The sequence below is a fragment of the Algoriphagus halophilus genome (assembly GCF_041729275.1).
In the GTDB taxonomy this organism is placed as follows: domain Bacteria; phylum Bacteroidota; class Bacteroidia; order Cytophagales; family Cyclobacteriaceae; genus Algoriphagus; species Algoriphagus halophilus_A.
On sequence record NZ_CP146486.1, the window covers coordinates 3,410,633 to 3,423,503 of the forward strand.

General features: G+C 39.4%; 12 protein-coding genes and 1 pseudogene. 3 read left to right on the plus strand and 10 right to left on the minus strand.

Annotation, left to right across the window (positions count from 1 at the left end; translation table 11 throughout):
- The first annotated feature begins 164 nt into the window (after nt 1-164).
- Nucleotides 165-860 (plus strand): pseudouridine synthase, encoded by a 696-nt coding sequence (locus V8V91_RS18230; protein ID WP_373396677.1) that lies wholly within the window; start codon nt 165-167, stop codon nt 858-860.
- A 29-nt stretch (nt 861-889) separates the two neighbouring features.
- Here V8V91_RS18230 and trxA read toward each other — a convergent pair whose 3' ends face one another.
- From trxA to V8V91_RS18280, 10 genes and pseudogenes are all read right to left on the minus strand, one after another.
- Nucleotides 890-1,195: a thioredoxin gene (gene trxA, locus V8V91_RS18235; protein WP_373396678.1), complete on the minus strand. Its 306-nt coding sequence runs from the start codon at nt 1,193-1,195 to the stop codon at nt 890-892.
- 69 nt (nt 1,196-1,264) lie between these two features.
- Nucleotides 1,265-1,810, minus strand: coding sequence for an OmpH family outer membrane protein (locus V8V91_RS18240; protein WP_373396679.1), 546 nt, complete (start codon nt 1,808-1,810; stop codon nt 1,265-1,267).
- Nucleotides 1,811-1,823: 13 nt separating this feature from the next.
- Nucleotides 1,824-2,354: an OmpH family outer membrane protein gene (locus tag V8V91_RS18245; protein WP_205646374.1), complete on the minus strand. Its 531-nt coding sequence runs from the start codon at nt 2,352-2,354 to the stop codon at nt 1,824-1,826.
- Nucleotides 2,355-2,445: 91 nt separating this feature from the next.
- Nucleotides 2,446-5,142 (minus strand): outer membrane protein assembly factor, encoded by a 2,697-nt coding sequence (locus V8V91_RS18250; RefSeq protein WP_074226673.1) that lies wholly within the window; start codon nt 5,140-5,142, stop codon nt 2,446-2,448.
- 7 nt (nt 5,143-5,149) lie between these two features.
- Entirely contained in the window at nt 5,150-5,926 is a 777-nt protein-coding gene (locus V8V91_RS18255; protein WP_074226674.1) for an isoprenyl transferase, read from the minus strand.
- Nucleotides 5,927-5,970: 44 nt separating this feature from the next.
- Nucleotides 5,971-6,719: pseudogene (locus tag V8V91_RS18260) on the minus strand (DUF6089 family protein).
- 109 nt (nt 6,720-6,828) lie between these two features.
- On the minus strand, nt 6,829-7,704 hold the full coding sequence (locus tag V8V91_RS18265) for an NAD kinase (protein ID WP_373396680.1): 876 nt from the start codon (nt 7,702-7,704) through the stop codon (nt 6,829-6,831).
- 3 nt (nt 7,705-7,707) lie between these two features.
- Complete coding sequence (locus tag V8V91_RS18270; RefSeq protein WP_373396681.1) at nt 7,708-8,373, minus strand: CBS domain-containing protein; 666 nt, start codon at nt 8,371-8,373, stop codon at nt 7,708-7,710.
- 91 nt (nt 8,374-8,464) lie between these two features.
- A complete protein-coding gene (gene chrA / locus V8V91_RS18275) occupies nt 8,465-9,664 on the minus strand; it encodes a chromate efflux transporter (protein WP_373396682.1) in 1,200 nt (399 codons plus the stop codon).
- 1 nt (nt 9,665) lies between these two features.
- The gene (locus tag V8V91_RS18280) at nt 9,666-10,646 is read right to left on the minus strand and encodes an isopenicillin N synthase family dioxygenase (protein ID WP_373400751.1); all 981 of its coding nucleotides are present in this window, start codon (nt 10,644-10,646) and stop codon (nt 9,666-9,668) included.
- 72 nt (nt 10,647-10,718) lie between these two features.
- On the opposite strand from V8V91_RS18280, the gene V8V91_RS18285 reads away from it, so the two are divergent.
- Together V8V91_RS18285 and serS are read left to right on the plus strand one after the other, a co-directional pair.
- Nucleotides 10,719-11,489, plus strand: a complete 771-nt coding sequence (locus V8V91_RS18285) for a hypothetical protein (protein WP_373396683.1) — start codon at nt 10,719-10,721, stop codon at nt 11,487-11,489.
- Nucleotides 11,490-11,527: 38 nt separating this feature from the next.
- Nucleotides 11,528-12,799 (plus strand): serine--tRNA ligase, encoded by a 1,272-nt coding sequence (gene serS, locus V8V91_RS18290; protein ID WP_373396684.1) that lies wholly within the window; start codon nt 11,528-11,530, stop codon nt 12,797-12,799.
- Nucleotides 12,800-12,871: the final 72 nt, after the last annotated feature.

Genomic DNA, 12,871 nt, shown 5'->3' on the forward strand with positions numbered 1-12,871 from the left:
CTCCTGGCAAAGCCAAGAAATTCCAAGGGAAAGCGGATTCTGCTGGATTTGGAAGAAAGAGATTTAAAATTGACTCAGAGGCTCAAAACTCAAGGCCTGATTACAATTTTGACCAATTACCTTCCAAAAAATCCAAAACTAAGTCCGAGGATGGCTTGCTGAGATTGAATAAATACATTGCCAACGCGGGTATTTGTGGTAGAAGAGAAGCCGATCAATTGATTGCTCAAGGACTTATTTCTGTCAATGGACAAGTGGTTACAGAGCTTGGATTCAAGGTTAGCAGGACGGATAGAGTGGTGTATCAGGGAAGAAAGATCAACCCTGAGAAACCGGTGTATGTACTGCTGAATAAGCCTAAGGATTTCATCACTACCACAGAGGATCCTTTAGAGAGAAAAACGGTTATGGCTTTGGTAGGAAATGCTTGCGAAGAGCGAATTTTTCCTGTGGGAAGATTAGATCGAAACACTACTGGCTTATTACTATTCACCAATGATGGGGAACTAGCGGCCAAGCTTTCACATCCTTCTAATCAAATCAAGAAAATCTATCAGGTAACCTTGGATAAGCCTTTGACTCATAATGATGAAAAAGCGATTTTAGAAGGTTTGACATTAGAGGATGGTGAGGTAGAGGTAGATGATATGCAAGTGTTATCCAAGGATAGATCCATTTTAGGATTGGAAATACATGTAGGAAGAAATCGAATTGTCAGAAGGATATTTGCGCATCTAGGTTACGAAGTAACAGCCTTGGATCGTGTCATGTATGCTGGTTTGGATAAAAAAGACCTAAAAAGAGGACATTATCGATTCCTTTCAGAACAGGAAGTGATTCGCTTAAAGTTCTTTGTCTAATATTAAAAGCTCCCAATTGGGAGCTTTTTTTATATAAAACCTTTTAAGGCCTTTTCCAACTCTCTTTTGGGAAGAATACCGCCCTTTCTCCAGAGGATTTTTCCTTTTTTAAATAAGATATAATGGGGGATAGAGCGGACAGCAAATTGTTGGGCCATCTGAGGATGCTTATCGATATCCAGCTTGAGTAACTTTATTTTGCCTCCCAACTCATCCAATACTTCCTCTATGATAGGATCCATTGTTTGGCAAGGCCCACACCAGTTGGCTCTAAAGTCTACCAGCACGGCATCCATGCTTTTACCGATGATATCCTTTGGTTTCTTTTTTGGCATAGGTAAAAATAAAAAAACCGGTTTCTCGAATCAACGAAAGACCGGTTTATTTGATTGAAGATAGGGGGATTAGTTTCCTGCTGGAGGGGTAGGCATTTCTAAACCTAATTTAGCCAATACCAATTCAGTGAATTTGTCTTCTTCTTTGGTATAAAGCAAAATCGGAGCTTGACCTGCTGTCTCAGCAAAAACATGTGTGTAATTGTTTTCTGCCGCTACTGCATTGATCGCATTGATCACTTTAGTTTGAACTGGCTCCAATAACTCACCTAATTTTCTCTGATAAGAAACCTGCGCATCTTGCTCATATTTCTGAAGATCAGAATTTAACTTTTGCAATTCACTCTCTTTAGCAACTCTTGCCTCTTCTGTCATCGTTTGTGCAGCTTGTTGGTAGGTTTGAACCTGACGCTGAAAGTCTGCAGCTTTTGTTTGAATATTAGTTTGTAGCTGAGTTTGGTAATCCTGGATATCAGCTCCAATTTGTTCCATTTCTGGCATCAGATCCATGATAAATTCCACATTGGTATACCCAATTTTGATTTCCTGAGCCTGAGCCGCGAATCCTACGCAAAGCAATGCAATTGCAGAAAGGATAACTTTTACTTTCATCATTCTGTGTTTGTATTTAATTGTTCTCTTCAATTCCTAATTCTTCCAAGATAAACTCTGAATAGTCATGCCTTGGATCTGTATAAATGATGGCTGAGGGTCCTGCTGCTTTATCAAACAACACCGCCAGTCCATTTTTTCTGGAAACTCTTTCAATGGCGTCATAGATTTTGGACTGAAGGGGCTGAAGCAGTTCGGCCTGCTTCTGGTAATATTGTCCATCAATCCCAAATATCCGACTATTGAAAGCCTGTGATTCCTGTTGTTTTTGCTTTATGTCTTCCAGCCTTTGCTGATACATCTCTTCTGTTAGCAGTACTTCTTCAGCTTTCAATTGAACCAAGAGTTCTTTAATCTCTTTATCCAAATTTTGTGCCTCTTTCTTCCACTCATTACTGAGGTTCTGAAGCTCCTGCTGTATCACTTTGTAATCCGGATGCTTGTTCAGAATGTATTCTGAATCTATGTAACCGAACTTTTGAGCGCTTGCAGGCAGTACTTGCAATGCAAAGAGCAGCAAAAATAGTATTTTCAATGATTTTTCCATGGCTATGGGCAAGTTTTAGAGGCTAGATTAAAGTCCTTAATTAGAAATTTAATTTTGCATAAATTAACTATTCCGCAACCTTTTTCCATGCCTATCTGAATTGTTGTCCGATTGTAAAGTGGAATTGTGCTCCACTTCTTTCGGTGGTACCTGGAATAGCATCAAATCCATATCCCCAATCGACCCCTAACAATCCAAACGCCGGCATAAAGATTCTAGCACCCACCCCTGCTGATTTTTTCAAATCATAAGGGTTGAAGTCTGCATAAGATCCCCAGTTATTTCCAGCTTCAGCAAATCCTAATAAGAAAATGGTGGCAGATGGATTAGGAGAAACCAAGAATCTTAATTCCATTACGTATTTATTGTAAACAATACCTCCATATGGATCGGCATCTTCCTGTCCCCTTGTATCACGTCCTGGAGTGATAGATTGGTTTTCATATCCTCTCAATCCGATGATCTCTTGTCCCAAAGCAAAGTTGTTGAAGGTCATCCCATCTCCACCCATTACGAATCTTTCCAAAGGAATAATTCCGATTTTGTTGCCATAGGATCCAAGGAATCCCATATGCGCTCTTGCACTTGCTACGAATTTAGATGATCCGAATAGTGGGGTGTAGATGGAAGCATCAAACATCCATTTGTGATATTCTAGCCACTTGTACTTCTCCTGGTCAGTAGATTCACCGTCTATGTTTTTATTCAGAGAGGCGTACGGAGGAGTTAAGGAAGTGGAAAGAATGATATTGGAACCGAATCTTGGGAACGTAGGGTTATCTACGTTATTTCTAGCTATCGTATTGTTAAACGTCAAACTGTTGGATGTACCAGTTGGGTAACTCAATCCAAAAGAGGTTCCAAATTGATCAAATTCATAAATCTGGAATTGGATGGAGTTACTGATACTAAAGTAATCATCTGGCCAAGTCACACGCTTTGCCAACCCAAGGGTCACCCCTGTGATTTTGAAGAATCCAAGTTCGTTACCAAAGTTTTGTTGATTATAGAAGTCCACCTGTCTTTGAACCGAATGGTTAAAGCTGAAGCTCAATGCTTGTGGCTTTTTACCACCAAACCAAGGTTCGGTCAAGGATACGGAGTAGTTCTGGAAACTTCTACCATTAGCCTGAACTCTTAAGGAAAGTTTTTGTCCGTCTCCCACAGGAAGTGGATCCCATTTGGAGAAGTCTCCAATATTTCTGATCGAGAAGTTATTGAACACCAATCCTACGGTACCTACGAAGCCATAGAAACCACCCCAACCACCAGAAAGCTCAATCTGGTCATTAGGTCTTTCCTCCAGTTCAAAAGTAATATCTACTGTAGCAGCCTCGAAGTTTGGTCTTAAATCCGGATTGATCTTTTCAGGATCAAAATATCCGAGGGTAGAAAGTTCACGGATAGTTCTTACCAACAAACTTCTATTGAATTTTTGACCAGGAAGAATTCTGATTTCACGCATGACCACGTGATCAGAGGTACGTTCATTACCCTTGATGTTCACACTGTTTACCGTCACTTGTGGTCCTTCAAAGATTCTCATCTCCAGGTCAATGGAGTCACCAGCAACATTCACTTCCACTGGATCGATGCTAAAGAAAAGGTATCCGTCATCTTGGTACAAGGAACTCACATCATCACCCTTTTGAGGATCGTAATTAAGTCGCTTGTCAAGTAACTCTTTGTTGTAAACATCACCCTTTTGAATACCAAGTTTGGCTAAGAGTACAGGATCTGGGTGAATATAATTTCCAGTAAAAGAAATATTTCTATAATAGTATTTCCTACCTTCTTCTATTTCAATATCGATGTTGATTTTATCCTCGTTGTAGTCATATACTGAATCTTCAAGGATTTCTGCATCTCTAAAACCTTTACTGTTGTAAAAGTTAATAACACTGTTTTTGTCGTTGGCATATTCCTTAGGAATGTACTTGGACCCATTGAAGAAATTCAGTTTGAAATTCTTGTTGATATAGGATTGTACATCCTCATTGGAGGCAGAATCTGTATGGAAAATAGTATTGGCATAATCAGAAGCATCTGCATCCAATGCTCGGGAATACAGGTCTTTGAAAATGCTAACTCTCGCATGTTCCTTCGTTTTCTTTAATTTCTTTTTGACTTTGGTATCCGCAATCTCTTCATTGCCATAAATGTTGATGGCATTGATTCTTACCTTGGAGTTCATGTCAACGTCAAAACGTAATTTCACACTGTTAGGAAGTGTGGTATCTCTTTCTTGGAGTATTTTGACGTCGGTATTTAAGTATCCTTTATCCAGGTAATATTTCTCGATGGTCCTTTTGGCAGAGTTGAGCACGTCATCTCTTACTACTCGGCCACGGATGTTTACCTTATCGCGTAATTCACTTTCCTGGGTTTTATTCATCCCAGTAAACTCTACTCTTGAGAATCTTGGGCGCTCGGTTAAATCCAACAACAAATAGATGTCATCGCCCTCTACTTTTGTCACAAGGATCTTTACATCTCCAATGATTCCTTGGCCCCAAAGTTTTTTCAACGCATTGGAAATAGATTCACCAGGAACTTCAATGGTGTCGTCAACTTTCAAACCAGACAGCGATATGATCGCAATTTCATCCAGTGTGGTCAAGCCGACCGCTTTAATCTCGGCGATTCTATAAGACTGGGGTTTTTGATAATTCAACTCCAGGATATTGACAGGTTTTGAAGACGCATAGCGGCTTTGGCCCAATCGAATTTGCGCCATAGCTGAACTTGTCCAAACCAGACAAAACAGAATCAGTAAACTTCTTTTCATCAATTAATTAAGATTTAACTTGCTCACCTGTTTTACCAAATCGTCTTTCCCTTTTTTGGTAATCGAGGATCGCAGCGATCAGATGCTTTTCTCTAAAATCTGGCCATAACACTGGAGTAAAATGTAACTCTGTGTATGCCAGTTGCCACAACAGAAAATTGCTTAATCTAAACTCTCCCGAAGTTCTGATCATTAATTCAGGATCAGGTATTCCAGCAGTTTCCAGATTGTCGGCAAACACTTCCTGAGAAATGTCCTCGACTTTTAATTTCCCGTCAGAGACTTTTTGAGCAATGCGTTTGGCTGCTTGGGTGAGTTCCCATTGTCCGCTGTAGCTAAGTGCTAAAACGAGCTTGAGACCGGTATTCTGAGAGGTTTTTTCTTTCGCCTCGATTAGTTGATTATATGCTGATTTAGGAAGACTATTAATGTCTCCAATACTTTCCATAACGATATTATTTTTCATCATCATTGGAACTTCATTGGCTATCGTTTTAACCAATAATGCCATTAGTCCCTCCACTTCATCTTTGGGACGAGACCAGTTTTCTGTGGAAAATGAAAATAGAGTTAAGTACTTTACTCCCAAATTATTGGCTCCTTCTATTGCATCTCTTACAGCTTTGATAGCATGGTGGTGCCCGAAGATTCTCATGGCCCCCTTTTTCTTAGCCCAACGGCCATTGCCATCCATGATTATTGCAATATGTCGGGGGATTCTGTTTCGGTCTAATTCTTCCTTCATTCCAGTTTTTTCCGAATACCTTAATTTTTGGAGGTACAAAAATGCTATTTCTTTTCCAATAATTTACCCTAAGGGTCAATTAATTAATAAGCATAGCACTTGGTACTGGCGAAAGTATAGCTGATTGTAAGCCCTAAGAAATAGTACCAATCTTTATTATAGGGGTTTCCAAAATTAATCCCGAATGGAACATCAGGATTTGTTGGGTCAGGAAATCTGGCGATTTCCGGGTCTGAACTATCTATTTTATCCAAGTAGTCTGTAAAAGTAGGTCTAAAGCCTAATTCCCCAGCCAAGGTCCATCTGTCGTTAATTCTATATTTCACACCACCTCCAAATGGGATTACGATGGTTCCAACATTATACCGCTCGGAAACATTACCAGCAAAAGTATTTCCTTTTGCAAAGGCATGGGCATATCCTATCCCAAAGAAAGCATAGGGAGAGAACCGAACTCTGAATTATTTCTAAGAAAATCCAGAAAGTTGAATTCCATTACTGCAGAGGCCTCGACAATTCCTGCTCGGAATCTGCTATCCCTAAAAAGCGCCATCTGGTCAATGGGCTTTATACTGTCTGCTGCATTGATTCGGGCCAAATTGAGTCCCACTCTAAGCGTCCAAACATTGTCAAAATTTCTCTTGCCAAACAACGTTCCTTGAAGGCCAATTTGGCCAGGATCAATTTTCCGAATAATATCACCGGAGTAGGCTGCTACCCCTAATCCACCACCAATTTCATATTTCTGTGCGTAGGAATTCAGGCTTAAGCCAGTAAAAACCAACAAGAAAATTAGTAAGCGACTGAAAATCTGAAAATTGACCTTTTTCAAGACGATGCAAGTTATGAACTAGCTAACGTATAAAAAACGCCTGCTAGTATTTAACGGGTTAATAATTGTTAAGCTTATTTTCTTCGAATTTACCAATCTTTTGGGAATTCTAATTTCTCATGTCAAATCCCCAGTTTAGTTTTTGTCTTAAGGTATCGAAGAAATGATAATGAGGTAATTTTATCAATTTCGCTTGAAAGCTTTCTTTTTTGACACTCAATTTGACTTCTGAAGAGATAGAAGTGGACCTAGAGTCCAAAGATATCAGAAACTTTTCGGCTCTACCTTCAATTTCCAAGCTAATTTCACTGTCATCTGAAACGATGATCGGCCTCACATTTAAGTTATGAGGACTTACTGGGGTGATTACTAAATTTTTTGCTTCAGGAGAAATCAAAGGTCCACCGCAACTTAATGAATATCCTGTAGATCCGGTAGGAGTGGAAACGATCAAACCGTCCGCCCAGTAACTATTCAAGTATTTTCCATCAATATAGGTATGGACCGTAATCATGGAAGAAGTATCACGCTTATGAATGGTGAATTCATTCAAGGCAAAATTAAGCCCATTGAATAGCCTTCTATGGGATTGAAGAGAGATTAAACTTCTGTTTTCAATTTGAAAATTGTCATTGGCAAGCTGGTCTATGGCAATAGAGATATCTTTGGTAGCCACAGTAGCCAGGAATCCTAGCCTGCCTGTATTTAGACCAAGAATAGGGATTTCCAGCTCTCCGACCTGACAAACCGCATCCAATAAGGTGCCATCTCCCCCAATTGAAATCATAAAGTCCATCTTGGACATGTCCTGTTTTCCTTCGATTACCCAATAGGAAAGAGTTTTATTGCCGTGCATCCGCAATTGTCTGTCAAATTGCTCTGTGACAAAAATCTCGAATTTGAATTTACTTAGCTCTTCAAAAAGGATTTGAACATGCTGAAAATATTCAGATTTCAGAGCTAAGCCGTGTAAGGCTACCTTCATGGATCAAATATCTAAAAATCTTAGCAAGTTACCGATTCGGTCTTCCTCACTCCTAATTCCGCTTTCCTCCTGATAATGGTCTAAAATTTTATAGCCAAAGCGTTCTAAGGTTGCTTTGATATGTCTCAGTTCAGGCTTGTCCAATTTGAGCGTCAATTTAATTTTGGCATCATCTAATGGATCACTGGTGATAAAGGAACTGAGAACTTTGGTGTTTTCTGTTTCTATGATTCTTGATATCTCAGCCAAGCTATAATCCGTCATATAAAGGGACAAAATCAATACACTTCCCTGAGACTGTATAGAAAGACTATCTGCAAATGCGGCAATGGAATCTTCCATGGTTACCACTCCCAAATAAACTTTTTCTCTACTTAAAACACCAACAACATTACTGTTTTGCTCTGCACCCACCCTGAGCACATCATAAATATGTTTATCAGAAAAAACCCAGCAATTTAGATTGTCTAAAGGAATTTCTTCAATGAGGGTTTCTGGATCGTTTTGATCGAAAATCATCTCCTCACGAATTAATCCCAAAAAGTTTCCTTGATCTACTACAGGCAAAATATCAGTCCGGATTTCTTCCATCCACGACAATGCTTTCCCAGATTTATCGCTGAGTTTCAGTGGTGGAATTAAATTATTTATGAATTCGTAGGCCTGCATTAGTGAAATATAGGGAATCAATTTAGATTTTAAAACGAGAGGCAGTCTAAACTTGTTCAATAATGACTGGGAAACCCACAATTTTTAGCCTTTAAGCCATGATCAAATTATAAACGATACCTAGGCAAACACCCCCTGCTATAATAGCTGGTGAAGAAATTTTGGTGAACTGAAGCATGGAATAGGTTGCCAAAATAAAAAATATGTTCATTCCGTTCGCTTCCAGTGGTTCAAATAGTAAATAGGCAGCCGCGATAAGCATCCCACAGGAAACAGCATTTATTCCTTCTAGCGCAGCCCTCACAGGCCTATACACTTTTAGCCTATCCCAAAAACGAATCACAAAGAAAATCAAGAAAATACCGGGTAAGAAAATGCCTCCTGCACCAACCAAACCGCCTATGATAAAACCTAAAGTTCCTCCCTCTCTCATGGAAAGAGCCCCTACATAGGAGGCAATACTAAAAGTAGGGCCAGGGACTCCTTGTGAGATTGCATATCCAGTCAAAAACTCCTCTGAACTCAAAAAGTGTTTAAAATCTACAAATTCCGTGTATAAATAGGGTACTAAAACTTGGCCTCCTCCGAATATCAAAGAGCCGTTTCGATAAAAGTTCTCGAATAGAACAATTGCATTTGATTTGGTAATCCCCCCAAGTACTGCTGCCAGGATCAATACGCCTGCCCATAAATAGAAATTAGACCACTCAATTTTTAAGGGTGCATCTTTTTCTAGTTTGGGTTGTTTCTTGTATTTGATAGAGGTGCTAACTCCCCCAATTACTAATAGTACCGGAAAAATATAAGGAGAACTATAGAAGAAGGAAATAAATGCGGACATCAGCATTAACACCATGGCTTCTGTACTTTGAACCATTTTTCCGATCGTTTTCTGGGCGGCAAAAATGATAAATCCAATAGCCATAGGTTGAATAAACCGAGCAAAATTTAGGGCTCCAGGGGTGTTTTCCTGTAAGAATGAGATAAGGATAGCAGCACTTGTCATCAGAATGGTAGCAGGCGTGATCCAAACGATAAGAGCAAGATAGGCTAAGTTGGGACCTCCTACACGAAATCCTATTGCGGAAATTAATTGAGTAGAAGAAGGGCCTGGGAGCATATTACACAAGGCATTCAGCTCCCAGAGCTCTTCTTCCGTTATATATCCTCTTACTTTGACCATTCGCTCTAGAAGCATCGCTAAAAAAGCTTGCGGACCTCCAAAAGCAGTCAATGAAAGCGTGAGAATGTCTTTCAGGAAAAGGTAATATCGTACCTTTTTTACAGACATATCACTTTCTCAATCCTAGTTCTCTCAATCTTTCCTCCAAAAATTCCCCGGCCGTAGCATCTGGGAATAACTTGGGATTTTCTTCAGAAACGCAGGATTCCAAACAAGTTAAATCCATATCTGATCTGGGGTGCATAAAGAAAGGAATGGAATACCTGCTGGTGTTCATCTTTTCTTTTGGTGGGTTTACTACGCGATGGATAGTAGACTTTAATTTTTTATTAGTCAGCCTTTCCAGCATGTCTCCGACGTTTACCACTAATTGATCTGGTAAGGCAGTGATCGGTATCCATTTCCCGTCTTTTCTCAATACTTGTAATCCATCAGCACTTGCGCCCATTAGTAACGTAATGAGGTTGATATCTCCGTGTTCTGCGGCACGTACTGCATCTTCAGGCACTTCATCAGGATTTTCAATTGGGAAATAATGAATTTGACGAAGGATGGAATTGCCGTAGGCTACTTTGTCCTCAAAATAGTCTTCTGGTAAATCCAAATTAAGGGCAATTGCCCGGAGCATGGATTTTCCCGCATTTTCTAAAATTCTAAATGCCTCATTGGCATCTTTTTCAAATTCAGGAATTTCTGCAGGCCAAATGTTTGCAGGGTATTCTGATTTTAAAGGATCTGAATCTGGGATTTTCGATAATTCTTGACCCACATGGTAAAACTCCTTTAAGTCTCCTGTATTGCGACCTTTTGCATGTTCTTTCCCTTTTCCTGTATAACCTCTTTGGAAGCCAATTTCAGGTTTTTCATAGTTGACTTTTACTTCATCGGGTAAAGCAAAAAATGATTGGATAGATTGATACAGACGATCTTGAAGCTCTTGGGAAAGTCCATGATTTTTGATGGCGACAAAACCAATGTTTTGGTAGGCATCTCCTAATTTCTTAACAAATTCAGCTTTTTGCTTTTCTGTTCCGGAAGTGAAATCTGCTAAATCCAAGCTGGGAATTTCATCAAAAAGGATTTCCATAATATGCGGGGTTACTAAGTTAGTTCTCTAAATGTCTCTAAAATTAAATATCTTTAATATCAAATTCGCCCTGATATGAATAAAATCCTGGTTTCATTTGTCCTAATTGCATTTTTATGTGTCAGTTGCTCTGAGGAAAAGAAGAAAATCAACGAAACTGTAGTAGAATCTGGAATCTCCCAAGAAGAAGGTGGTGAAAACTTGCCGAAAGTTACCTTTTTCCAATATGCAGATTCTTCAAGTTACCCTGATGCAATTTTAGAATTGTACACACCACTTGGAAATCAGGTTTTTAAACCTGGGAAAGTGCCTTTTGAGTTTAATATTAAAAATTATGAATTTGAACAGGAGGGGAATCGGGACTTTAAACTTTTTAATATTCTGAATGGTGGAGACCCTGTTGGATTTTATTCTCCGATTTTTCAAAGGGAACTTACAGAGGGAAGCTACAGGATAGTCGCCTATTTAGTAGATGATGAAGGATTAGCTTTAAAAAATTTCGGAAATTATGTCGATAGGGATTTTCAAGTGGGAGAGTCTAGACCATTTCCCTATTCGGCTGAACCCTATCTAGCATTGAATTATCCAAGAGGGGAGCAGATATATTCAGAAGGAGAGGAATTGATTATTGATTTTTTGGTATTAGGTGGAGATATGGAGCTTGATGGACTGAAAGTTGAAATCGATATCAATGATTATCATTATGAAATTGATGAAATGATTCCTGTCCGAGTAGCCAATTTGCCAAAGGGAACTTACCAAGTTCAGGTAAATTTGGTGAGATCTGATGGAAAAGAGCTAGAAGGTCCTTTCTCATCAGTAAGTAAAACAGTGATAGTTCGATAACATGCTTATCTTTGGGGCTTCAATTTCCAAGATTTCAAATGCTGTTAGTTAATCAAATTCGAGACAACTACGCCGGTGTATTGGCCGGACTTAAAAAGAGAAATTTTCAAAATGCGGAAGCTGCTTTAGCTGTGGCGATCCGTTTGGATGATTTGAGAAAATCAACCCAAGCAGTGCGTGATCAGCTGCAGTCTGAATCAAATTCTATTTCCAAGAAAATAGGGATGTTGATGAAGGAAGGCAAAGCTGCTGAAGCCCAGGAGATTAAAGAAAGAACCTCCCAGATTAAATCTGAGATCAAGGAATTGGATGAACAAAATTCCAAAGCGGAGGAGGAATTGAAATCTCTATTGTATACCATTCCGAATGTTCCTCATGATTCTGTCCCAGCTGGAAAATCAGCAGAAGACAATGAAGTAGTGTTGGAACAAGGAGACATTCCTGTTTTACACGATGAAAAGCAACCGCATTGGGAGCTGATCAAAAAGTATGATATCATTGATTTTGACCTTGGAGTTAAAATTACCGGAGCTGGTTTTCCCGTTTATAAAGGAAAGGGAGCAAGACTCCAAAGAGCGCTCATAAATTTCTTCTTGGATGAGGCGATGGCCCAAGGATATATGGAAGTTCAACCTCCTATTTTGGTCAATGAAGACTCTGGGTATGGCACGGGTCAACTGCCGGATAAGGAAGGGCAGATGTATTTTGCGACAGCAGATAATTTGTATTTGATTCCTACCGCAGAGGTGCCGTTGACTAACCTATACCGTGACGTAATCCTTTCAGAAGAAGATTTACCTGTTAAAAATGTGGGATTCACTCCATGTTTTAGAAGAGAAGCAGGAAGTTGGGGAGCACATGTTCGAGGCTTAAATAGATTGCATCAGTTTGATAAAGTAGAAATCGTCCAGATTACACATCCAGAGAAATCTTATGAGGCTTTGGAAAGCATGAGTTTGTACGTACAGGGATTATTACAAAAACTAGAGCTTCCTTATAGAGTATTGAGATTATGTGGGGGAGATATGGGCTTTACTTCTGCTTTGACTTATGATATGGAAGTTTATTCTGCTGCACAGGAAAGATGGTTGGAGGTAAGTTCAGTTTCCAATTTCGAGACTTATCAATCCAATAGATTGAAGCTTAGGTTTAAAGGAGATGATAAAAAGACGCAATTGGCCCATTCTTTAAATGGAAGTGCGTTGGCATTACCGAGGATCGTTGCTTCTATTTTGGAAAACAATCAAACGCCTGATGGCATTAGAATGCCAAAGGTTTTACACCCTTACCTAGGATTCGACAAAATCTAATAAATAGTGAAAGCCCTGGTATCCAGGGCTTTTTTTTGTGATAGGAAAAAGCTATTACTAATAGGATAATTC